Annotated in this window: 20 protein-coding genes; 1 reads left to right on the forward strand and 19 read right to left on the reverse strand. The window is 62.3% G+C overall.

What is annotated here, in order from left to right; translation table 11 throughout:
• Window positions 1-22: 22 nt before the first annotated feature.
• Window positions 23-1,669 carry an efflux transporter outer membrane subunit gene (locus tag HAP48_RS40560; RefSeq protein ID WP_224496800.1) on the reverse strand — a complete coding sequence of 549 codons (1,647 nt, stop codon included), beginning with the start codon at window positions 1,667-1,669 and terminating at the stop codon, window positions 23-25.
• A 328-nt stretch (window positions 1,670-1,997) separates the two neighbouring features.
• On the opposite strand from HAP48_RS40560, the gene HAP48_RS40565 reads away from it, so the two are divergent.
• Window positions 1,998-3,127, forward strand: a protein-coding gene (locus HAP48_RS40565) for an IS3-like element ISRj2 family transposase (protein WP_166204126.1) whose coding sequence is annotated in 2 segments (ribosomal slippage) — window positions 1,998-2,250 and window positions 2,250-3,127 — 1,131 coding nt in all. Because the reading frame shifts where the segments join, the coding sequence is not laid out codon by codon here.
• A gap of 78 nt (window positions 3,128-3,205) precedes the next feature.
• Here HAP48_RS40565 and HAP48_RS40570 read toward each other — a convergent pair.
• The 18 genes from HAP48_RS40570 to nuoH all read right to left on the reverse strand — a co-directional run bounded on the left by HAP48_RS40570 (window position 3,206) and on the right by nuoH (window position 22,201).
• Window positions 3,206-4,264, reverse strand: a complete 1,059-nt coding sequence (locus HAP48_RS40570; RefSeq protein ID WP_224497111.1) for an HlyD family secretion protein — start codon at window positions 4,262-4,264, stop codon at window positions 3,206-3,208.
• A 5-nt stretch (window positions 4,265-4,269) separates the two neighbouring features.
• Window positions 4,270-4,608 (reverse strand): DUF3302 domain-containing protein, encoded by a 339-nt coding sequence (locus HAP48_RS40575; protein WP_166205393.1) that lies wholly within the window; start codon window positions 4,606-4,608, stop codon window positions 4,270-4,272.
• 129 nt (window positions 4,609-4,737) lie between these two features.
• Window positions 4,738-7,278: an arylsulfatase gene (locus HAP48_RS40580; protein ID WP_166205394.1), complete on the reverse strand. Its 2,541-nt coding sequence runs from the start codon at window positions 7,276-7,278 to the stop codon at window positions 4,738-4,740.
• Between the two features lie 534 nt (window positions 7,279-7,812).
• Window positions 7,813-7,947, reverse strand: coding sequence for a hypothetical protein (locus HAP48_RS50275; RefSeq protein WP_256375165.1), 135 nt, complete (start codon window positions 7,945-7,947; stop codon window positions 7,813-7,815).
• 127 nt (window positions 7,948-8,074) lie between these two features.
• Entirely contained in the window at window positions 8,075-9,382 is a 1,308-nt protein-coding gene (gene mtnK, locus HAP48_RS40585) for an S-methyl-5-thioribose kinase (protein WP_166205395.1), read from the reverse strand.
• A 99-nt stretch (window positions 9,383-9,481) separates the two neighbouring features.
• Window positions 9,482-9,829, reverse strand: a complete 348-nt coding sequence (locus HAP48_RS40590; RefSeq protein WP_166205396.1) for a hypothetical protein — start codon at window positions 9,827-9,829, stop codon at window positions 9,482-9,484.
• An 82-nt stretch (window positions 9,830-9,911) separates the two neighbouring features.
• Entirely contained in the window at window positions 9,912-10,187 is a 276-nt protein-coding gene (locus HAP48_RS40595; protein WP_029080772.1) for a DUF1467 family protein, read from the reverse strand.
• 6 nt (window positions 10,188-10,193) lie between these two features.
• Window positions 10,194-10,598, reverse strand: coding sequence for a methylmalonyl-CoA epimerase (gene mce, locus HAP48_RS40600; RefSeq protein ID WP_016841811.1), 405 nt, complete (start codon window positions 10,596-10,598; stop codon window positions 10,194-10,196).
• Between the two features lie 47 nt (window positions 10,599-10,645).
• Complete coding sequence (locus HAP48_RS40605) at window positions 10,646-12,316, reverse strand: ribonuclease J (RefSeq protein ID WP_166205397.1); 1,671 nt, start codon at window positions 12,314-12,316, stop codon at window positions 10,646-10,648.
• Window positions 12,316-13,122 carry a biotin--[acetyl-CoA-carboxylase] ligase gene (locus tag HAP48_RS40610; RefSeq protein ID WP_166215598.1) on the reverse strand — a complete coding sequence of 269 codons (807 nt, stop codon included), beginning with the start codon at window positions 13,120-13,122 and terminating at the stop codon, window positions 12,316-12,318. Before HAP48_RS40610 ends, HAP48_RS40605 begins: the two co-directional genes overlap by 1 nt.
• A gap of 117 nt (window positions 13,123-13,239) precedes the next feature.
• Window positions 13,240-14,574 (reverse strand): IS1182 family transposase, encoded by a 1,335-nt coding sequence (locus HAP48_RS40615; protein ID WP_166202952.1) that lies wholly within the window; start codon window positions 14,572-14,574, stop codon window positions 13,240-13,242.
• 57 nt (window positions 14,575-14,631) lie between these two features.
• On the reverse strand, window positions 14,632-16,068 hold the full coding sequence (gene nuoN / locus HAP48_RS40620; protein ID WP_166205398.1) for an NADH-quinone oxidoreductase subunit NuoN: 1,437 nt from the start codon (window positions 16,066-16,068) through the stop codon (window positions 14,632-14,634).
• An 11-nt stretch (window positions 16,069-16,079) separates the two neighbouring features.
• Entirely contained in the window at window positions 16,080-17,594 is a 1,515-nt protein-coding gene (locus HAP48_RS40625) for an NADH-quinone oxidoreductase subunit M (protein WP_166205399.1), read from the reverse strand.
• 1 nt (window position 17,595) lies between these two features.
• Window positions 17,596-19,668, reverse strand: a complete 2,073-nt coding sequence (gene nuoL, locus HAP48_RS40630) for an NADH-quinone oxidoreductase subunit L (RefSeq protein WP_166205400.1) — start codon at window positions 19,666-19,668, stop codon at window positions 17,596-17,598.
• Between the two features lie 7 nt (window positions 19,669-19,675).
• Complete coding sequence (gene nuoK, locus HAP48_RS40635; RefSeq protein ID WP_076857700.1) at window positions 19,676-19,984, reverse strand: NADH-quinone oxidoreductase subunit NuoK; 309 nt, start codon at window positions 19,982-19,984, stop codon at window positions 19,676-19,678.
• Window positions 19,981-20,619, reverse strand: coding sequence for an NADH-quinone oxidoreductase subunit J (locus HAP48_RS40640; RefSeq protein ID WP_166205401.1), 639 nt, complete (start codon window positions 20,617-20,619; stop codon window positions 19,981-19,983). The genes nuoK and HAP48_RS40640 overlap by 4 nt, the downstream gene beginning before the upstream one ends.
• Before the next feature lie 9 nt (window positions 20,620-20,628).
• Window positions 20,629-21,123 (reverse strand): NADH-quinone oxidoreductase subunit NuoI, encoded by a 495-nt coding sequence (gene nuoI, locus HAP48_RS40645; RefSeq protein ID WP_166205402.1) that lies wholly within the window; start codon window positions 21,121-21,123, stop codon window positions 20,629-20,631.
• A gap of 7 nt (window positions 21,124-21,130) precedes the next feature.
• Window positions 21,131-22,201: an NADH-quinone oxidoreductase subunit NuoH gene (gene nuoH, locus HAP48_RS40650; RefSeq protein ID WP_166205403.1), complete on the reverse strand. Its 1,071-nt coding sequence runs from the start codon at window positions 22,199-22,201 to the stop codon at window positions 21,131-21,133.
• Window positions 22,202-22,204 lie beyond the last annotated feature (3 nt).

Genomic DNA, 22,204 nt, shown 5'->3' on the forward strand with positions numbered 1-22,204 from the left:
CCAGTGCTTTCGCCTCTGACAATTACCACTCCGGAGGCCGTATCGTCGGCCCGATGTCCCCAGGACCCGGCAGGCCCGGAGTCGGCGGTTGCGGCCCGTTCGGAGGCGGAAGCAAATTACCCCAGTCCGTTCGCGCACGCATCTGATCAACCGTTGCCGGGCTCACGAAGTTGCCACCCTCACGCATCTGCCATCCACCCCCAAGCGCCCGAAACACCGCAGTGAGGCCGAGCGGAACGTTGGCCGAGGCGCCGGCCAGGCTGTTCTGCGCTTGAAGGAGATTCTGTTCAGCGGTCAGTACGGTGGTAAATGACGTCGCGCCCTGCTCATACTGCTCAAGTGCGATCTTGAGGGCACCATTTGCCGCCTCAACGCTGCGGCGGAGATACGCGGCCTGGTTCCGGGATTGCAGATATGTCGCAAGACCGTTGTCCACCTCCTGCTGGGCACTCAACACGGTGTTCTGATAGTCGATCAGCAATTGCTGGAGCTTGGCATCCTGCAAACGAATGTTGTTGGTGATCTGCCCGTAGTTGAGGAGATTCCATTGAAACGACGGGCCCGCAGCATACGCCACGCCCTTCCAACTGACGACTTGACCAAGGTTATGGCCATTGGCCGTGCTGGCCGAGCCGCCGAACGTGCCCGTAATGCTGATTGCCGGATAGAGTTGCGTCGTGGCGATGCCAATCTGCGCACTCTGCGCCAGCGCGGCGAGTTCGGCGGCGCGGACGTCCGGTCTCCGACGCAGCAGATCCGCAGGTATGCCAACAACGACGGAGGCGGGCGGCGACGGTACCCTGCCGACTGATCGTGAAAGCAACATGCCGAGCGACTGCGGCGGAACGCCGAGCAGCACGCAGAGCGCGTTTTGTCCCTGCTGCAATTGTATCGTCAATTGGGGTATTGCCGCACGGGTCTGCTCGAGGACGTTCGTCGCCTGGAAAACATCAAGCTCTGAGGTCCCGCCGCCCGTGAACTTTGCCTTTGCGATACTAAGGGCCTGTTCCTGCCTGCGGATATTGGCCCGTGCAATTCCGATCAACTGCTCCGTGGTGCGGATACCGATATAGGTTGCGGTCACATCGGCCAGGAGCGAGACCAGAACGCCGTCGTAGTTCGCAATCGACGCCAGATACGCACCGTCGGCGGATTCGACACCGCGGCGAAACTTGCCCCAAAAATCCAGCTCCCAGGCTGCTTGCGCAGCCAACGCATCGGTCCAGAAGTACTGAGGTGTCGCATTTGGACCCGCCAGCGGTGTCGCGGCGCTGGTTCGATTGTAAATTACCGACCCCACGCCTTGCTGCACCTGCGGATAGCTTGTGCCGATGGCTATTCCCAGCACCGCACGTGCTTGCAGCACCCGAGTCCCTGCGCTCTCCAGGGTCAGGTTCTGGTTGTACGCAATCTGGATTAGCCTGTTGAGGGTCGGGTCACGGAAGGTCGTCCACCAGTGTTCGTATTCACGAGGACCGGATTTAACCGAGCGATTGTCTGCGCCACGAAACTTTTCGGCAAGCGGAGCGACAGGCGCTGTAAAATCCGGCCCAATCGTACATGCCATGGTCGGCAGGAGAAGCGTAGCAACAAGCAACCAATCAGTTGACCAACCAAGCGCGGCGCCGACATTGTGCCGTACAAACGGTGATTGGTACTGCGTCTCCAAGGCTTTCGCTCCCAACGCACGTACTCCCAACTGGATTGTATCCCTTCGTCCTTGATCTGCACGCTACGATGCCGGCTTTTCCACGGTGGGGATGACGTACAACAGCCACTTCTTCATCCGGATCGTGACCTTCGAAATGACGTGCGTGGCCTTGCCCTTCTGCGTGTAGATCGCCGCCGATCCACCCGACCCGATGGACAGCTTGCGGGCTACGGCATCGTCGCTGAAATTGATCCGTACAGAGCTGGCTCCGCAAATTCGGACAGTAGCTTGAGTGGATTTTCTGCCTGACAGCGGCGAGGATTCTTGCCGCGAATCAGGAGCGAAGATGACGAAGAAGAGCCGCCGGATGCATTCTCCGGCATTCAAGGCGAAGGTTGCTTTGGCTGCGGTCAAAGGCGACAAGACGCTGGCGGAGCTGGCGCAACTGTTTGATGTTCATCCGAACCAGATCACGATCTGGAAAAACCAGCTCCTGGAAGGCGCCGCCGGCGTGTTTGGGCATGACAAGGCGTCGGCCGAGACGCCGGTCGATTTGAAGGCGTTACATGCCAAGATCGGCGAGCTGGCGTTGGAAAACGATTTTTTGTCCGGCGCGCTCACCAAGGCGGGCCTGCTGAGCGCAAAGCGATGATCGACCGCGGTCATGATCTTTCTATCGTGCGCCAGGCGAAGGTCCTGAAGCTGGCTCGCAGCACGGTCTACTATGAACCTCGGCCAGTTTCGGCCGAGGACCTTGCCTTGATGCGTCGGCTCGATGAGCTGCATCTCGATTATCCCTTCGCGGGAGCGCGTATGCAGCGATCGTTGCTGCGGCGGGAGGGCGTATACGCCGGTCGCCGCCACATCGCGACGCTGATGAAGCGCATGGGGATCGAGGCGGTCTATCGTCGCCCGAACACGAGTAAGCCGGCACCGGGTCACAAGATCTACCCGTACCTGTTGCGCGGATTGAAGATCGAGCGGCCCGACCAGGCGTGGGCAATGGACATCACCTACATTCCGATGCGGCGTGGCTTCGTCTATCTCGCGGCGGTCGTCGATGTGTTCAGCCGACGGGTCCTGGCCCATCGCGTCTCGATCACAATGGAGGCGGCCTTCTGCGTCGAAGCGGTCCAGGAGGCGTTGGCGAAGCACGGCAGGCCCGAGATTTTCAACACGGACCAGGGCAGCCAGTTCACCAGCCTCGAGTTCACCGATGTGCTGCTGGACGCGAAGATCGCCATCAGCATGGACGGCAAGGGCGCCTGGCGCGACAACGTGTTTGTCGAGCGGCTCTGGCGCACGGTCAAATACGAAGAAGTTTATCTCCGCGCCTACGACAGCGTGTCCGAGGCGCGAGCGTCAATTGCCAAGTATCTGGCCTTCTACAATCAGGGACGCCCTCACTCGAGCCTTGACGGGCGCACGCCCGACGAGGCTTACTTCGGCACGCAAGCTATGGTGATGGCCGCATGACCGTCGCCGACGATTTTGTCGTCGCTCTGGTCGGGCTACGCCCTCCCGACGCAACGACAAAATCGTAAGGCCCCGCGTTCAGCATAACCCGGCAGGAATCCACTTAAATCCCGCGGGGCGCTGTCCAAACAACCGGCGCCAGCTCTGTACTGCATAAAGCCCGTCAGATCCGATCTTGGCGGCGTTCGGGATTGTGCCGGTGGGTGCGAATTGACCTCCCCCCGTTGCCGGGATCACGTAGTCCACTTTACCAAGGAACAGGCGGCCCGGGTACGGGTTAAGCACCATTTCCACATCATCGCCCGGCTCCACATTCGAGAGCCAGTTCTGCGGAAACACAGCGGCGACGGCGGTACCGGACACGTTCACGAATGTCCCAGCGGGCGCAAGCGGCAACGGAACCAGCATGGTGCCGATCTGCACCTGCCAGTTCGTAACGTATCCATCACCTGGCGCCATCATCTTGCATTGCGCGAGGTTAAAGCGTGCGTCGTCCAATTGAGCTTCGATGGCAGGAACATTGCTCTGGGCCGTCAGCAAAGCCGCGGCGGCCTGTTGAGCCGAGGCTTGCGCTTGCGCGAGACCCGCCTCAGCCTGCTGAACAGCGGCGTCCGCCTCCTGGCGTTCTTGCGCAGCCTTGGCTACGTTAAGCTGGCTAATGGCAGCCTTGTCCACACGCTGGATGTTGAGGGCGATTTGTTCCTGGGTCTTGGCTAGTTCGTCCGCGGCCTTCGCCTTCGCGAGGATGGCCTGCGCGTTCGGTATGGCCGTTTTTGCGGTCGCCAGCGCGGCTTCGGCTTGCACTACGTTGGCCTTCGACGCAGCCAACTGCGCCCCGACTTGGTTCACCGTGTGCGCCGGGTCAATTTCCAGCAGCAAGTCACCTTTCTTCACCCGTTGATTTGCCTCGGCGTGGATTGCCTTCACCTGCCCTTTGACATAAGGGACGAGCTGCACCACGTACTGGCTGGTCACCATCTTGTCCGTAATTGGTGCCGACTGCGTCCAGACCACCACGACGCCACCGATCATGAATACGCCCGCGACGATCAAGGCCGCGATGATATAGGCCGTGGGCTTGATGCGCAGGACCTTGAACAGCACGAGAACGATCGCAACGTAGACGATGATCAGCATTGCGATCACGGTCGCATCTCCTTGTCCCCTGAGAGCTGACGCGATGTGGTCGCACCGTCACCCGTGTCGGGTGCTACGCCGTGGGGCCGAAAATCGCTTTTTGCTGATTTAACTCCGAACGGCGTTGTAAACGCCCATATGAACGCTACCGGCCATAGCAAACCACCTGTCGCGATCCCGATCCAGCTCATGGCATTGATAGCGCCGGCCTGCGGATGATTCCATTTATGCGCGAGTTGACCCGGAAGTTTGCCCAGATTGACGACAATGATGACGCCAGCAAAAATCAGAACAGCGAACACGACAAACGCGAACGCATCCAAAGCGCCGAATGAAGAATCCACTGACGACACTCCCTTCTATGCGCGACGATATTTCGCGCAGGGCTTTCGAAGCGGGCCGGAACGATTTCTTAGCGAAGAAGGATAAGTCGTGGCGTTGGGTCCGACATGAATCGCCACGACTTGTCGCGCTTAGTCCCTCGCTCTTTCAAGTGCGTGCCGCATCAGCTTTTGTTCATCACTTGTCATCTGCACGGGACCAAGTTTGTAAGTGAGCTTGTTGATCTTGCCGGTGAAGCGGAAAGGAAGTTTGTAACTGTCGTCAACCGTCGTGCGGGTGTCGCTCCCGATGTCAAACGTTTCGTCGATTGCCATGAGGAAGGGAATCGTGTGCGGGATCGACTTTGCGGCCACCAGCTTGCCATCAACAGTCAATACACCGGTGCCACCCTTGCCCGGGCCGGGGCCGTTGTATTTGAAGTCGAATACAATGGTGTGCTTGCCCGGCTTGAGCGCATCGCCAAACAAGTCGCGAGCACCAATGCCGCCTTCCCAGCGGTAACGTTCTAGATCGAGGAGGTTATAGACGAAGACTGGTTTGCCTTTGAGCAAGTAGAGGGCGTATCCGCCAAAGCGACCGCCAAGAGTGGCGATCATTCCCTCCGCGCCACCTTGAGGAACAGTAACCTCAGCGGTGATAGTGTAATTCTTATTGAGGATGCTCGGAGCGCTACTGTCGGGGATTCCAGCAATCTCACCAGAATAGGTGAAAACCGTTCGCCCTGCAGTCGCGCTCGGGCGCGGCGTCACGATGCGGGGCAGCACCGAGTTGTCCAGCGGAAAGACCTGGTATTTCGCCGCCTCCGACAGGAACAACGCTTGCAACTCCTTGAGCTTGTCGGGATTCTTGGCTGCGAGGTCGTTGTTTTGCGAGTAGTCGTCAGCGATGTTGTAGAGTTCCCATTTGTAGTCGTTGATCTCAGGCAGCTTGGCCGTTCCCAAGAGCCAAGGCGGCTCTGGGGGCGTTGTGCAAGCATACCAACCATCGTGGTAGATTCCACGATTGGCGAACATTTCGAAATACTGCGTGTCGCGCTTCGAGGGTGCGTTGGCGTTGGCCTTGTCGAACGTATAGGCCATGCTCACGCCTTCGATGGGCTTTTGCGTGATGCCATTGACCGTGGCGGGAGCCTGGATGCCCGCGGCTTCGAGGATCGTCGGCACGATGTCGATCATATGATGGAATTGGCTGCGGATGCCGCCAACGTCCTTGATGTGATCGGGCCATGAGATGACCATGCCTTGCCGGGTGCCGCCGAAGTGCGATGCCACCTGCTTGGTCCATTTGAACGGGGTATCGAAGGCCCACGACCACGCCACCGACATATGCGGGTAAGTCTTGTCGGAGCCCCAATTCTCGTAATGCAGCATCAGCTCAGCTTCGGGCAGCTTCAAAATGCCGTTGTAGGCGGTCATCTGGTTCGGCGTGCCCTCAAGCGTGCCTTCGGCGCTGGTGCCATTGTCGCCGCTGATGTAGATGATCAGCGTGTTGTCGAGTTTGCCCATGTCCTCGACCGCCTGGATGACGCGGCCGATTTCGTAGTCGGTATACGCCGCATAGCCGGCAAACACCTCGGCTTCGCGCGCGTATAATTTCTTTTGGATGAACGAGAGCGAGTCCCACTTCGGCAGGGTATCCGGCCAAGCGGTGAGCTGGGTGTTCGCCGGGATCACCCCGAGGCGCTTCTGGTTGGCGAAGATCTGCTCGCGCAGCTTCTCCCAGCCCATGTCGAACTTGCCCTTGAACTTGTCGATCCATTCCTTCTTCGGCTGATGCGGCGAATGCGTGCCGCCGGGCACGTAATAGAGGAAGAACGGCTTGTCGGGTGCGGCCGCGTTCAGTCCATTCATGTAGTTGATGGCATCATCCGCCATGTCGGTTATGAGGTTGTAGCCGGTCTTGCCGATCCACGGAAAAATCTGGGTCGTGTTCTTATAAAGATACGGCGTCCACTGGTCGGTCTCGCCGCCCATGAAGCCGTAGAAGTATTGGAAGCCCATACCGACCGGCCATTGGTCGAATGGTCCAGCCGCGCTGTATAGATAGGTGGGGGTGTTATGGTTCTTGCCAAACCACGACGTGGCATATCCGTTGTCGCGAAGAATGGTTCCGATCGTGGCGCTCTCGGGGCCGATTACGGAATCGTAGCCCGGATAGCCGGTGGACATTTCACCGATGACACCGTAGCCGACCGAATGGTGGTTGCGGCCAGTGATGAGCGCCGCCCGCGTCGGCGAGCAGAGCGCTGTCGAGTGAAACTGCGTATAACGCAGACCCGCCTTGGCGACGCGATCCATGTTCGGCGTCGGGATCACCCCACCGAAGGTGCCGGACACGCCATAACCCTGGTCGTCAGTCATGATCAACAGGACGTTCGGCGCACCCTTGGGCGGCACGACGGACGGTGGCCAGTATGGCTTGGAGGCCGTGGCATCTTCCTTGATCACGCCGCCGAACTTCGGTGGCTCCGGCGGAAGCTGCTTGCCATCGATGGTTGTCGTGGCGCTGGGCGAACCCGGCGCGCCGGTGGTTTGCTGCGCGAGGCTGGTTGTTCCCAGCGCGCACAGCAAATAAGCGGCGGTGAGGGTGGTGCCGCAAAGCAGCAAGTTGCGGCGGTTTAGTAAGCGGCCTTCCGGCTTTGAACTATCGTCATTGTGACGAGTACCGGCCATTGAAAGCTCCCTCTTGGAGACGACAGAACCCATGAACGCCTACCAGAGACACAAAGCCGCAACGCTTAAGTTGATCTAGATCAACCTACAGCCCACGGGTCCGAAACGTCGGATTCGGGTCATGAGCGGAAGTTGTGCCCCTCCCCGCCCGCGTCCGTTCGTACCCTGAAAGCAGACGTCGAGGCGGCCGGGCCGAAGGTCCGCACATGGCCACTTCCGAACTCATGCGCCGTAGCAGTTGCGCTAAAATTTCCGAAGAAGCCCGGCCGAGTCAGCGCTATCCTCTGGTGGACGGCGGAGGGTTACTCTTTTGTCAGCGTCTACGGCACATCGCGAGATAACTGGGAGGATTGGCTGGAAAATCGCCATTGCAGTCGGACTTGCGCTCAGTCAGGCCGCGGTAGCAGCACCGCCCGATAATCCAAATCCCGCGCTTGCCCCATGGTTTGAGAGCCTGAAGCAACCCGGCACCGGTGCGTCGTGCTGCTCGATTGCGGATTGCCGAACGGTAGAGTTTCGACAGGACCGCGACGGCTACGAGGTATTGATCGACGACCGCTGGAAGATGTCGGCTCCATTCTGGCTGCGGGTCCCGCCGAACAGGATCATCGACAGAACCGACAACCCGACGAACCGCGCCGTGGTCTGTTTCACGCCTGAGGCCGGCATTCTCTGTTTCGTGCGTCCGGCCGAAAGTTAGTTCGTGCCGCTGCGGCTTTTGGCTCGCCTAACTTCGGCGCCGATCCCTGATGGAAGCGAGTCCAACTTAGCGTACACGACGATCGATACTCCCCGATCATCTCGCAAAACCGGGCTGCCAGTGGCGCAGTTCGCGCGCTGCGTAAGTGACTGCGCCGATCGTCGTGTAGGACCCGGCCTCCAGCATCATGCCGCGTGCGAGCTTGAGGGCCCGTGCCTCGCAGATCGCGCGCTGCTTCTCGTCCGCGATCCACTCGAAATCGATGTTGTGCGCCAGGCCGAGGATGCGCCGAATGGTCTTGGCCGCGGCGAACCCGACCGTGTCCCGGAACAGCCGCGCCATGTAGGCCTGCCGCTCGGCCTCCAGCCGCACGGCGCCCGCCTCGCCCGTAAACAGCGATGCCGGATAGCCGTCGCCATCAGCCTCGCTGCGCCACAGCGCGAGAAATCTTTGGGAAAACCCGGTCCAGACGCCCTCGATGGTTTCCAGCAGCCAGGCCTCGAACGGTGCCCGCTCGCCTGGTGTGCGCTCATGGCCCGCTGAGGCCAGATAGGCCATCAGGAGGTTGCCGATGACGGCGCCGATGTCGAAACCCATCGGGCCGTAGAAGGCGAACTCGGGGTCGATCACCTTGGTCTCGCTCTCGGTGACCATGATCGAGCCGGTGTGCAGGTCGCCGTGCAGCAGCGCCTCCGGGCTCGCCATGAATTTCAGCTTGAGCCTGGAGATCGCGACATGCAGGTCGAGATCCTCGCGGAACGCCGCGGCGGTCGCGTCGAGGTAAGGTGCGGTCCAACGGTTCTGCTCGGCAATCCGGTAGGGATCGGTGAAGATCAGATCCTCGGTGATCTTGCAGAGCGCATGGTTGCCGGCGAAATCAGCGATCCCCTGCTTCTTCGCCGCGGCCGACAGCGCGAGATCGGACGAGAAGAACAGCGTCTGCGCCAGGAAGGTCGAGATGTCATCGACAAAGCGCGGATAGCGCGTGGCCTCGATCAGGCCCTTGCGCATGATGATGTGCGGCTCGAGCAGCTCCATCGCGGTGAGCGCAAGCTCCGCATCGTGATGCAGCACGGCCGGCACCAGCTCCGACGCCAGCCGCGCCTGATGCACCAGCGCCATGTGTTCGTAGTGCGCGCGAGAGAGCGGCAGCGGCCAGCTCTCGCCAACCAGCCGCACATAGGGCAGCGCCTGCTTGACCGCGATGCCACCGGTCCCGCCCTTGACGATGAAGACGAGGTTGAGATTGCCGTCGCCGACCTCGCTGATCGACCAGTCGGCTGGCGCGCCGCCGAGTTGCGTGACGATGGCAGGAACTCCGGCCAGATAGTCCCGGAGGTCAGCTTCCCGCAGGATTCGATACTGGCTGGCCCCGGAGGAGCCTGGTTGCGCCTGCAGGTTCATCTGGTCGCCTCCTCACGCGTATTGGTTTTGCTTAAGCATGATCGTTTCGGAAAACCGCTGCGCACTTTTTCAGATCATGCTTTGGGGCGAGGTTGATCCTCACTCCCGTTCCAGGAAGCTCGAGCCGATGTCGGCCTTCTTCCTGATCGGATCATAGTCGCAATAGACGCTGTCGGCGACCAGCGTGTAACTCGCGCTGACGGCACTCTTCTCTACCTTGACCGAATGCAGTCCGATCACCGCGGTGGACTGTCCGCCGTTCCACTTGAACGGCGTCGAGCTCTGCGCCCTTTCACAGGCCGCCACCGCGTCCGCGAATACCGAGCTTTCGACGAAGGCCTGCACCGTCTGCAGCCGCTTCAACGTCTTCCAGTTGAGATAGAACGATCCGGCGAGGCCGGCGGCGAGCAACACGAAAAGAACGATCGCGATCCGCTGGAAATTCATTCGCCCCCCTAATTGGCTCTTTGATTTGAGCATGATCTTTTCGGAAAACCGCTGGGCACTTTTCCGGATCATGCTCCAGCTTCTAAAACGGCATCCCCATCAGTTTCGACAGCCGCTCGATCGAGAGATAGCCGGCGTAATAGGCCCACATCGCGATCGCGAAGATCACGGCCGAGATCACCGTGGTCCACAACAGCTTGCGGCCCATCCGCGCCATGATCGGCGCGCCGGGATCGGTGCCGGGCGCGCCGACGCCGTCCTCATGCTGGCTGCGCACGCCGAACGGCAGCGTCAGGAACAGCACGAGCCACCAAAGGACGAAGTAGATCGCAAGCCCAGTGGAGATCTGGTACGCCATGTGGGCTCAGGCCTGTTCGATCTCGACCAGGGCGCCGGAAAAGTCCTTGGGGTGGAAGAACAGCACCGGCTTGCCATGCGCGCCGATCTTCGGCTGGCCGTCGCCCAGCACCCGCGCGCCCTCGGCGATCATGCGGTCGCGCGCCGCGATGATGTCGGGCACGTCGTAGCAGACATGGTGGATGCCGCCGTCGGCGTTGCGCTCGACGAATTTTGCGATCGGCGAGGCCTCGCCGAGCGGCTCGATGAACTCGATCTTGGTGTTGGGCAGCGTCACGAACACGGTGATGACGCCATGCTCCGGCAGCGGCACCGCATCGGAAATCTCGGCATTGAAGGCGGTGCCGTAGATCTTGGCGGCCTGCTTGGCGTCCTTGACCGCGATCGCAACATGATTGAGCCGGCCCAGCATGTGTTCTCTCCCTTGTCGTTACGCGCGCCTCGAAGGGGCGCGGCGCGTCAAACCGTCAGAACGTGCACGATGCAGATCGGCTTCTTGCCCCACTGCTCGTTCAGCACGGCCCGCACCGCGCGGCGCACCGATTCCCCGAGCGCGTCCGGATCGCGCCGTCGCGGCTTCGGCAGGCCCTCGATCGTCGATACCACCACATCGAACACGATGTCGTCGAGCAGTTCGCCCGCGGCATTGTTCTCCGGCATGCCGACGAGATCAACCTCGGGATCGTCGACGAGCTCGCCCTGCGCGGTCATGGCAATGGCGACGAAGGCACAGCCGGCAAAGCCCATCCGCCGCCGTTCCACCACGGCACGCGACTTGGAATCCTCAAGGATGGTTCCATCCTTGTAGAGCCGCCCGGCCGGCACTTCGCCGATGATGCCGGGGTCGCCGGGCCCGAGCTTGACCAGGTCGCCGTTGCGGCAGGTCAGGACCTTGGGGACGCCGGCGGCGCGCGCCAGCTTGGCGTGCTCGGCGAGATGCAGCGCCTCGCCATGCACGGGGATCAGGAGCTGCGGCCGCACCCAGGAGATCATATCGCGCAGCTCGTCGCGGCGCGGATGGCCGGAGACATGCACCAGGTGCTCGCGGTCGGTGATGACCTCGACGCCCTGCGTCACCAACCCGTTGATGATGCCGCCGACCGCCTTCTCGTTGCCGGGAATGGTGCGGGAGGAGAAGATCACGGTGTCGCCTTTGTTCAGGGTGACCTGCGGATGGTCGTCATTGGCGATCCGCGCCAGCGCCGCGCGCGGCTCGCCCTGGCTGCCGGTGCACAGCGCCAGCACCTTGTCGGCCGGGAAATGGCCGTAGACGTCGGTGCTGCGGAACTTGTGCGAGCCGTCGAGATAGCCGCATTCGCGCGCCACCTGCACCACGCGCTCCATGGCGCGGCCGACCACCACGACCTCGCGATCGGCGGCGATTGCGGCGTCCACCACCGCCCGCACCCGAGCGACATTGGAGGCGAAGGTGGTGACGGCGACCCGGCCCTTGGCCGCCTTGACCAGCTTCTTGATCGTGGCGGCCACCTCGGTCTCCGACGGCGAACGCCCGTCGCGCACCGCGTTGGTGGAATCGCCGACCAGCGCCAGCACGCCCTCGTCGCCGAGTTCGCGCAGCCGCCGCTCGTCGGTCGGCAGGCCGATCACCGGGGTCGGATCGATCTTCCAGTCGCCGGTGTGCAGCACGGTGCCGACATCGGTCCTGATCGCCAGCGCGTGCGATTCCGGAATCGAATGCGCGACCGGGATGAACTCGACATTGAACGGGCCGATATCGACCCGGCCGCCCGACGGAATCACGGTGATCGGAATCTTCGGCGGATTGCGCTCGGCGGCGCATTTGGCCTCGAACAGCGCGGCAGAGAACTGCGTCGCGTAGATCTTGCAGCCGAGCTTTGGCCAGAGATCGATGATCGCGCCGAAATGGTCCTCATGGGCGTGCGTCAGCACAAGGCCCATCAGATTGCCGCGCTCCTTCTCGAGGAAGCGGACATCCGGCATGATCAGGTCGATGCCCGGCAGATGCTCCTCGTCGCCAAAGGAGACGCCGAGATCGACCGCGAGGAACGAGCGCTGGTGGCGGTTGCCGAGGCCATAGACCGACAGGTTCATGCCGATCTCGCCGACGCCGCCGAGCGGCGCAAAGGTGAGTTCGTCCGGGCGCGCCATCAGTTAGCCCTCACCGAGGCCGCAGTGCCGAAATAGACCTCGCCGGCGCTCACTTGCATGCGCTCGCCAGCAGCGGTGCGGACGATCAGGCAGCCGGTCTCGTCGATGGTGTCGAAGATGCCCTCGACCGTCGCGGTGCCGGTCTGGACCGCGACCCTCTCGCCGAGGCCGGCGGCACGTTCCAGCCACAGCCGGCGGATTTCCGGGAAGCCGCGGCCGTCGTCCCAGATGCCGCGAAACTCGACCCAAGCGTCCGACAGCGCCGCAAACAGCTCTTCCGCGCCGATCTGGATGCCGAGCGCGGCAAGCGATACCGCTGGTGTCGGTGTCCCCTCAGGCGCGGCGACGACATTGGTGCCGATGCCGACGACGACCGCCAGCCGATGACCCACAGCCTCGGCTTCCAGCAGGATGCCCGACAGCTTCTTGCCGTTGGCCAGGACGTCGTTCGGCCATTTCAGGGTGTATTTCGGATTGTCCGGCCCGAGCCGCAGCGCCGCCTCGATGCTGACCTTCTGCAACGCGGCTTCGAGCGACAGCCCGGCGGCGAAGCCGAGGGTGGCGGCGACGGCCGGCTGAACGTCGGTCACCTCGAGGATGCTGCTGGCGAGATTGCCGCGCGGCGCGACCCAGACCCGCTGGCGCCGGCCGCGGCCTGCGGTCTGCTCCGGCGTCACGAACCACATCGGCCCGCGCTCGCCGTCACGGGCGCGCAGCATCGCCTCGGCATTGGTCGAGCCGATCTGGTCGAAGGCGGCGAGCTTAGTGCCCGCCGCAATGGCCCGGGGTCCGAGCGTGAATGTCATGTCGGAGTTATGCGCATGATTGGTTCCGAAAGCCAGCATCCTGTTTTCGGAACCATGCGCGCTAGGAGCCCGTCCAGATATGTTTTCGTGACGGGCATTTGTTGTAGAGTAGCAGGCTCAGGCTGCGTTTGCGAGGTTGAACAGCTTGAGGAGGTTATGGACGGTGCAGATCATTGTCCACTCGGCGCGCACTTTCTCGATGCCCCGCAACAGGAACTGGCGGAAGCCTCTTGCCTGTTTGATCTGCCCGAACACCGGCTCCACCACTTGCTTTCGCAATCGGTAGGGTGTTTCGAAGCCGCCATCGTCGATCTTCTTTCGCATGGCCTGTGTCAGCGGGCCGCCGACTTTTCCGTTCGCTACTGTCGGGTGTTTGGCGCGTCCGGGCGCGACATAGCCATCGATGCTGCGTGTGTCGAGCGCTTCGAGATTGGCTTCGCTGCAGTAGCCGGAATCCGCTGAGGCCTGCCGCGGCTTGCGGCCAAGATTGCTCTCGATGGCCTCGATCAGGGGCACCAACTGGCCCTGATCGCTGCCGTGCTGGGTCAGTTCTTGCGCGACAATGATCTGGGCATGTGCATCGACGGCCGCCTGGGCATTATAGGCCTGAACGAAGCCATCCTTCGACTTCATGATGCGGCTTTCCGGATCGGTGAAGTTGCGTTGCGCCTTGGGATTGGGTTCCTCCGATGGCAGCGCCGCCGGTTTGCCCGGCTTCTTGCGGCCTTCGGCCTGGCGCTGCTGTTCCTTTTCGGCCTCGATGCGGCGCTCTTCCTCCGCCGCCAGTTTGGCGTCCGCTTCCAGCGCCGCCATCGCTTGCTGGATCTTCGCCAGCCGTTTCTGCTTGTCGACGGTCCAGTCCGGCAGTTCGTCGCTGTTGCCGAAAGTCTCATCCTCCGAGGCATCCGCCGCCTCGGCGGCCGCCAGCATGCGAGCGACCTCGGCCTTCAATTCCGCCTCGCGCTTCTTCATGCGCTCATAACTCATCGCCTTGTGTTTCGACGCGTTCGCCTTGATCTTCGTACCATCCAGCGCGACATGACCGAGCTTGACCAGCCCGGCCGTCTCGCACAACTTCAGAACCTGCACGAATAGCGCGCCGAGCGCCTTCAAATGTCGCTTGCGAAAGTCGCTGATCGTCCGAAAATCCGGCGCATCCAGCGCCACGATCATCACAAAATCGTTCCGCTCCCGGCAGGCCTTGGCAATCCGACGCGACGAATACAGCCCACTCGCATAGCTATGCAGCAGCAGCGCCACCATCATCCGCGGATCAAACGGCGGCTGCCCAAGCCCGCTCACATAGCTGCCCATGATCTCCCTGAGATCGAGGCTCTCCCGCACCAGATCAACCATAAACCGCGAGACATGGCCTTTCGGCACGAAGTCCTGCACATTCGGCGGCAGAAGCAGCGTCTGATCGATGTTCCAAGGCCGAAAATACTTGCTCATCGCCCAATGTTGAATCAGACCCGACCAGATTTGAACAGCGACTATCCAGACAAGCTCCTAGAACAACGACTTCGCCGCCGCCGTTGCCACGCTGACCAGCGGGCCCGGATAGGCGAAGAAGAAGATGTTGAAGATGCCTGCGACCGCCAGCACGGTGCGCAGCTCGACGCGGACGGGGTCGAGCTTGCCGAGCGGCTGGTCGAAATACATCACCTTGACGATCGACAGATAGTAGAACGCGCCCACCACGCTGGTCAGCACGCCGATCACCGCGAGCGTGAACAGATTGGCCTTGATGGCTGCGACGAACACGTACCATTTGCCGAAGAAGCCTGCGAGCGGCGGAACGCCGGCCAGCGAGAACAGCAGCATCGCGAAGACGAACGCGATCAGCGGGTTGGTGCGGGACAGGCCGGCGAAATCGCTGATCTGCTCCATCGCTTGGCCGTTCCGCTTCATGGCGAGGATGATCGAGAAGGTGCCGAGCGTCATCGCGACATAGATCGCGATGTAGATCAGCACGCCCTGCGCCCCCTCGACCGTGCCGGAGGCCAGGCCAACCAGCGCAAAGCCCATATGGCCGATCGAGGAATAGGCCATCAGCCGCTTGATGTTGCTCTGGCCGATCGCCGCGAACGAACCCAGCGCCATCGAGGCGATCGCCACGAACACCAGGATCTGCTGCCACTGGGTGACGATGCCGGGGAATGCGGTCAGCGTCGCCCGGGTGAACACGGCGAGTGCTGCGACCTTCGGGGCGGAGGCGAAGAAGGCGGTCACCGGCGTCGGCGCGCCCTCATAGACGTCGGGCGTCCACATGTGGAACGGCACCGCCGAGACCTTGAAACAGAGGCCAGCGAGCAAGAACACCAGACCGAACACTATACCGATGCTGCCGGTCGTCGCGGCCGCCGCAATGCCGGCGAAGCTGACAGTGCCGGTGAAGCCGTAGATCAGCGACGCGCCATAGAGCAGCATGCCCGACGACAGCGCGCCGAGCACGAAATACTTCAGGCCGGCCTCGCTCGACTTGGCATTGTCGCGCTGGCTGGCGGCGACGACGTAGAGCGCAAGGCTCATCAGCTCGAGGCCGAGGTAAAGCGAGATCAGGTCGCCGGCGGAGATCAGCACCATCATGCCGAGCGTCGACAGCAGCACCAGGATCGAGAACTCGAAGTTGCGGCTCGACGGCTGAGACAGATACTCGGTCGACAGGATCAGCGTCGCCGCGGAAGCGATCAAGGCAAGGATCTTCAGGAAGCGGGCGAAGTCGTCGACGATGAAGCTGCCGCCGAAGGTCACGAGCTTGCCGGCCGGCAGCCAGAGCTCCAGCATGCCGGTCAGGACCAACAGACACACCGCAAGCGCCGTGATCAGCCGCGTCGTGCCTTGCCCGCGATAGGCTCCGATCATCAACAGCACCATGGCGCCGACCGCGAGCACCAGCTCGGGCAGCACCGGCTGCAACTGATAACCTGCACTGGAAAAGCTCATGGGCTAAGGCCTTACTGGACGGTCAGCGCGGCTGCCTTCACGGCAGTCACGGCGGTGTTGTAATTGTTGACGAGCTGCTGCACCGAGGCGGCCGACATGTCGAGCACCGGCTTCGGATAGACGCCGAACAGGATGGTCAGCGCGATCAGCGGGAACAGCGTCACGCATTCGCGGAAGGTCAGATCCTTGATCGACATCAGCGACGGCTTGACCAGCGCGCCGAACACCACCTTGCGGTAGAGCCAGAGCGCGTAGCAGGCCGACAGGATCACGCCGGTGGTAGCGAAGAACGCCGTCGGCAGCGAGATCTTGAAGGTGCCGAGCAGCGTCATGAACTCGCCGACGAAGCCCGAGGTGCCAGGCAGACCGACATTGGCCATCGTGAAGACCATGAAGGTCATCGCATAGAGCGGCATCCGGTTGACCAGGCCACCATAGGCCGCGATCTCGCGGGTGTGCATGCGGTCGTAGACGATGCCGACGCAAAGGAACAGCGCGCCGGAAACGATGCCGTGCGAGATCATCTGGAACATGCCGCCGGCGACGCCCTGCGTCGTCACCGCGAAGATGCCCATGGTGACGAAGCCCATATGGGCGACCGAGGAGTACGCGATCAGCTTCTTCATGTCCTCCTGCATCATCGCCACCAGCGAGGTGTAGATGATGGCAATGACGGACAGTGTGAACACGAACGGCGCGAAGTCGTGCGAGGCCAGCGGGAACATCGGCAGCGAGAAACGCAGGAAGCCGTAGCCGCCCATCTTCAAGAGGATCGCGGCCAGGATCACCGAGCCCGCCGTGGGTGCCTCGACATGCGCGTCAGGCAACCAGGTGTGCACCGGCCACATCGGCATCTTCACCGCGAACGAGGCGAAGAACGCCAGCCACGCCCAGGTCTGCAGCGACCGCGGCACCGCGGTGTGCATCAGGGTCGGGATGTCGGTGGTGCCGGCGTTCCAGTACAGCGCCATGATGGCGAGCAGCATCAGCACCGAGCCGAGGAAGGTGTAGAGGAAGAACTTGAACGATGCATAGACCCGGCGCGGGCCGCCCCAGACGCCGATGATCAGGAACATCGGGATCAGGCCGCCCTCGAAGAACAGATAGAACAGCACGAGGTCGAGCGCCGAGAAGGTGCCGACCATCAGCGTTTCCAGGATCAGGAACGCCATCATGTATTCGCCGACGCGGCTCGTCACCGACTTCCAGCTCGCGATGATGCAGAGCGGCATGATCGCGGTGGTCAGGATGATCAGCGGCAGCGAGATGCCGTCGATACCCATGTGATAGGTGATGCCGGTGGCGAGCCAGGACGCCTTCTCGACGAACTGGAAGTCGGTCTGCGCCGGATCGAAGCGGGCGACCAGGATCAGCGACACCGCGAAGGTGATCAGCGTGGTCCACAGCGCGATCCAGCGCGCCGTGCGGCCCGCGGTCTCGTCGCCGCCGCGCGCCAGCAGATAGACCAGGATCGCGCCGACCGCCGGCAGGAAGGTCGTGACGGAAAGGATGGGCCAGGTTGTCATTTTACTGGCCTCCCAAGCCGAACATGAACCAGGTGATCAATCCGGCGGCCCCGATCAGCATCGCGAAAGCGTAGTGATAGAGATAGCCGGTCTGCAATTTGACGACATTGCGAGTGACGTCGAGCACGCGGGCCGAGACGCCGTCCGGACCGAAGCCGTCGATGACGAAGCCGTCGCCCTTCTTCCAGAGCGTGTAGCCGAGCCACTTGGCCGGACGCACGAAGATCCAGTCGTACAGCTCGTCGAAGTACCATTTGTTGAGCAGGAACTGGTACAGCATCGGCTGCTGCTTCGCGAGCTCGACCGGCAGGTAGGGCCTGCTGATGTAGAACATGTAGGAGATGAACAGGCCGAGGGCCATCATGACGGTCGGCAGTGGCGCGAGCCAGCCCGGCATGTGCTCCATGTCCTCGAGAATGTGCGGGTTCATCTTGACGGATTCGCGGAAGAACTCCTCGACGCCGTGTGGGCTGGCGAACACTTCCTTGAACGGCAGACCCGCCAGGATCGAGCCGGCGGCGAGCACGCCGATCGGCACCAGCATCCAGATCGGGCTCTCATGCGCCGCCTCGTAGTGCTTCTGGTCGTGCGGCTCGCCGAAGAACGTCTTGAAGATCAGACGCCAGGAGTAGAACGAGGTCAGGCCGGCGGCCGCGATCGTCAGCCCGTAGGCATACGTCGCGAACGGGTTGTGCGCCGCGTAGGCCGCCTCGATGATCGCGTCCTTGGAGAAGTAGCCGGCGAACAGCGGGAAGCCGGTCAGCGCCAGGGTGCCGATGCACATCACCGCGAACGTGTACGGGATCTTGCGCCACAGGCCGCCCATGTTGCGGATGTCCTGCTCGTGATGCATCGCATAGATCACCGAGCCGGAGCCCAGGAACAGCAGCGCCTTGAAGAAGGCGTGGGTGAACAGATGGAACATGCCGACCGAATAGGCCCCTGCTCCCATCGCCACGAACATGTAGCCGAGCTGCGAACAGGTCGAATACGCGACGATCCGCTTGATGTCGTTCTGCACCAGGCCGATGGTGGCGGCGAAGAATGCCGTGGTAGCGCCGAAGAACATCACCACCGCCTGCGCGGTCGGTGACAGCTCGAACAGCGGCGACAGCCGCGCCACCATGAAGACGCCGGCGGTGACCATGGTCGCGGCGTGGATCAGCGCCGACACCGGGGTCGGGCCTTCCATGGCGTCCGGCAACCAGGTGTGCAGCAGGAACTGGGCCGACTTGCCCATCGCGCCCATGAACAGGAACAGGCAGGTCAGCGTCAGCGCGTCAGGGTGCCAGCCGAAGAAGTCGATGGTCTTGCCGGTCAGCCCGGGCGCGGCGTGGAAGATGGTCTCGAAATCGGTCGAGCCGACCAGCGCGAAGATCGCGAAGATGCCGAGCGCGAAGCCGAAGTCGCCGACGCGGTTGACCACGAAGGCCTTGATCGCGGCAGCGTTGGCCGACGGCTTCTGGTACCAGAAGCCGATCAGGAGGTAGCTCGCCAGACCCACGCCCTCCCAGCCGAAGAACAGCTGCACGAGGTTGTCCGACGTCACCAGCATCAGCATCGCGAAGGTGAACAGCGAGAGATAGCCGAAGAAGCGCGGCCGGTTCGGGTCCTCGTCCATGTAGCCGATGGAATAGAGGTGGACGAGCGCGGACACGGTGTTGACCACGACCAGCATCACCGCGGTCAGGGTGTCGATCCGCAGCGACCAGGCGACCTGCAGGTCGCCCGAGGTGATGAAAGGCAAGAGCTCGACACGGGCGTCGTGATGCATGAAGCCGACGTCGACCAGCGCAAACCAGGACAGCGCAGCCGACACGAACAAGAGGCCCGTGGTGATCAGCTCGGCGAGCCGCGATCCGGCGGCCGGCGGCTCCGAGACGTGGTGGTCGTCATGACCATGGTCGTCCTGGCCGTGATCGTCGTGGGCGGCGGAGGCATGAGCGTCGCCATGCGCATCGTCGTGGTGGTCGACGGTGTCGCCGCTCGGGCAGCGGGCATGCGCGCCGAATATCGAGATCAGCCCTGCGAGAATGGCGCCCAGCAGCGGCAGAAAGACTATTGCCTGGTACATCTGCGCGCTAGCCCTTCATCAGATTGACGTCTTCAACCGCGATCGAACCGCGGTTGCGGAAATACACCACCAGCACGGCAAGGCCGATCGCGGCCTCGGCCGCCGCCACCGTCAGCACCAATAGCGCGAACACCTGGCCGACGATGTCGCCGAGGAACGTCGAGAACGCCACCAGGTTGATGTTGACCGAGAGCAGGATCAGCTCGATCGACATCAGGATGATGATGATGTTCTTGCGGTTGAGGAAGATGCCGAGGATCCCGAGCGTGAACAGGATCGCGGCGACCGCGAGATAGTGTCCGAGCCCGATCGTCATTTCACCCACTCCGCCGCGTCGGCATCCTGCAGGCCCTGCCCCGACGCCACCTTGCGCATCGCCATCGCCATTTCCGGCGTGCGCGCGTTCTGCACGTTGATGTTCTGCCGCTTGACGTTGGCCTTGTGGCGCAGCGTCAGCACGATGGCGCCGATCATCGCGACCAAGAGCACCATGCCGGCAAGTTGGAAGTAATGGATGTACTTCGTATAGAGCACGAGGCCGAGCGCCTCGGTGTTGCTGACATTGGTCGGAATCGCGGCGGTGATCGTCTTGGTCACGGACGGGTTGATCACCCAGGCGCCGACCACCAGCAAGAGCTCGAACAGGAAGATGCCGCCGATCACAATGCCGATCGGAAGGTACTGGATGAAGCCCTCGCGCAGCTCGACGAAGTCGACGTCGAGCATCATGATCACGAACAGGAACAGCACCGCGACCGCGCCGACATAGACCACGATCAGCATCATCCCGAGGAACTCGGCGCCCATCAGGATGAACAGGCCCGAAGCGTTGACGAACGCCAGGATCAGGTACAGCACGGAGTGCACGGGATTGCGCGAGACAATCACCATGACAGCCGAGGCCACACAGGCGGCAGCAAACAGATAGAAGAACAGCGCCGGAAGGATCATGCCCTCACCTCACCGGTACGGCGCGTCGAGCGCCATCGACTTCGCAATCTCGCGCTCCCAACGGTCGCCATTGGCGAGCAGCTTCGCCTTGTCATAGTAGAGTTCCTCGCGGGTCTCGGTCGCGAATTCGAAATTCGGTCCCTCGACGATGGCGTCCACCGGGCATGCCTCCTGGCACAGGCCGCAATAGATGCACTTCACCATGTCGATGTCGTAACGCACCGTGCGGCGGGTGCCGTCATTGCGGCGCGGGCCGGCCTCGATCGTGATCGCCTGCGCCGGGCAGATCGCCTCGCACAGCTTGCAGGCGATGCAGCGCTCCTCGCCGTTCGGATAACGGCGCAGCGCGTGCTCGCCGCGGAAGCGCGGCGAGATCGGGCCTTTCTCGAAGGGATAGTTCAGCGTCGGCTTCGGCTTGAAGAAATAGCGCATGGCGAGAACGAACGCCGAGACGAATTCCGACAGCAGGAGCGAGCGGGCAGTTGCGTTGACGTTGACACTCATGACGGCCTCACTTCGGCGCGATGCCGGCGAACTGCAGCACCCCGGCCACGATCACCACCATCCCCAGCGACAGCGGCAGGAACACCTTCCAGCCGAGCCGCATCAGTTGATCGTAGCGGTAGCGCGGCACGATCGCCTTCGCCATCGCGAACATGAAGAACATGAAGAACACCTTCAGGGCGAACCAGACGATGCCCGGGATCCAGGTGAACGGCGGCAGATTGACCGGCGGCAGCCAACCGCCCAGGAACAGGATCGACGCCAGCGCGCACATCGTGGTGATCGCGACATATTCGCCGAGCATGAACAAAAGATACGGTGTCGAGCCGTATTCGGTCATGAAGCCGGCGACCAGCTCGGATTCCGCTTCCACGAGATCGAACGGCGGACGGTTGGTTTCCGCCAGCGCCGAGACGTAGAACACCACGAACATCGGGAACAGCGGCCAGACATACCAGTTCAGGATGGTGAGCTGCGGCAGGCCGATCAAATGCGCGAGCCCGCGAGAGTTCTGGGCCTCGACCACCGCCGACAGGTTCAGCGAGCCGACGCAGAGCAGCACGGTGATGATGACGAAGCCGATCGAGACCTCATACGACACCATCTGCGCAGCCGAGCGCAGCGCCGCAAGGAACGGATACTTGGAGTTCGATGACCAGCCGGCCATGATGATGCCGTAGATCGACAGCGACGAGATCGCGAAGATGTAGAGCACACCGACATTGATGTCGGAGATCACCCAGCCGAGATTGAACGGGATCACGGCCCAGGCGGCCAGCGCCAGCACACAGGAGACCAGCGGCGCCAGCAGGAACACGCCCTTGTTGGAGCCCGACGGAATCACCGGCTCCTTCAGCACGAACTTCAGCAGGTCGGCGAAGGATTGCAGGAGGCCCCACGGGCCCACCACATTGGGGCCGCGGCGGATCTGCACCGCCGCCCAGATCTTGCGGTCGGCGAGCAGGATGTAGGCGATCGCGATCAGGAGCACGACGAGCAGCAACAGGCTCTGCGCGACCATGATGATCAGCGGCCAGAGGAAGCCGGTCCAGAACGAGCTTGCGAAGAAATCAGCCATCAG

The sequence above is a fragment of the Bradyrhizobium septentrionale genome (assembly GCF_011516645.4).
Lineage (GTDB): Bacteria > Pseudomonadota > Alphaproteobacteria > Rhizobiales > Xanthobacteraceae > Bradyrhizobium > Bradyrhizobium septentrionale.

Coding starts and splice junctions, on each gene's coding strand:
- HAP48_RS40570 (WP_224497111.1), bottom strand. CDS start 4,264: ATGCTGATCATCGTCTACGTTGCGATCGTTCTCGTGCTGTTCAAGGTC.
- HAP48_RS40580 (WP_166205394.1), bottom strand. CDS start 7,278: ATGGCCGGTACTCGTCACAATGACGATAGTTCAAAGCCGGAAGGCCGC.
- HAP48_RS50275 (WP_256375165.1), bottom strand. CDS start 7,947: ATGCCGGCCTCAGGCGTGAAACAGACCACGGCGCGGTTCGTCGGGTTG.
- mtnK (WP_166205395.1), bottom strand. CDS start 9,382: ATGAACCTGCAGGCGCAACCAGGCTCCTCCGGGGCCAGCCAGTATCGA.
- HAP48_RS40590 (WP_166205396.1), bottom strand. CDS start 9,829: ATGAATTTCCAGCGGATCGCGATCGTTCTTTTCGTGTTGCTCGCCGCC.
- HAP48_RS40595 (WP_029080772.1), bottom strand. CDS start 10,187: ATGGCGTACCAGATCTCCACTGGGCTTGCGATCTACTTCGTCCTTTGG.
- mce (WP_016841811.1), bottom strand. CDS start 10,598: ATGCTGGGCCGGCTCAATCATGTTGCGATCGCGGTCAAGGACGCCAAG.
- HAP48_RS40605 (WP_166205397.1), bottom strand. CDS start 12,316: ATGGCGCGCCCGGACGAACTCACCTTTGCGCCGCTCGGCGGCGTCGGC.
- HAP48_RS40610 (WP_166215598.1), bottom strand. CDS start 13,122: ATGACATTCACGCTCGGACCCCGGGCCATTGCGGCGGGCACTAAGCTC.
- HAP48_RS40615 (WP_166202952.1), bottom strand. CDS start 14,574: ATGAGCAAGTATTTTCGGCCTTGGAACATCGATCAGACGCTGCTTCTG.
- nuoN (WP_166205398.1), bottom strand. CDS start 16,068: ATGAGCTTTTCCAGTGCAGGTTATCAGTTGCAGCCGGTGCTGCCCGAG.
- HAP48_RS40625 (WP_166205399.1), bottom strand. CDS start 17,594: ATGACAACCTGGCCCATCCTTTCCGTCACGACCTTCCTGCCGGCGGTC.
- nuoL (WP_166205400.1), bottom strand. CDS start 19,668: ATGTACCAGGCAATAGTCTTTCTGCCGCTGCTGGGCGCCATTCTCGCA.
- nuoK (WP_076857700.1), bottom strand. CDS start 19,984: ATGACGATCGGGCTCGGACACTATCTCGCGGTCGCCGCGATCCTGTTC.
- HAP48_RS40640 (WP_166205401.1), bottom strand. CDS start 20,619: ATGATCCTTCCGGCGCTGTTCTTCTATCTGTTTGCTGCCGCCTGTGTG.
- nuoI (WP_166205402.1), bottom strand. CDS start 21,123: ATGAGTGTCAACGTCAACGCAACTGCCCGCTCGCTCCTGCTGTCGGAA.
- nuoH (WP_166205403.1), bottom strand. CDS start 22,201: ATGGCTGATTTCTTCGCAAGCTCGTTCTGGACCGGCTTCCTCTGGCCG.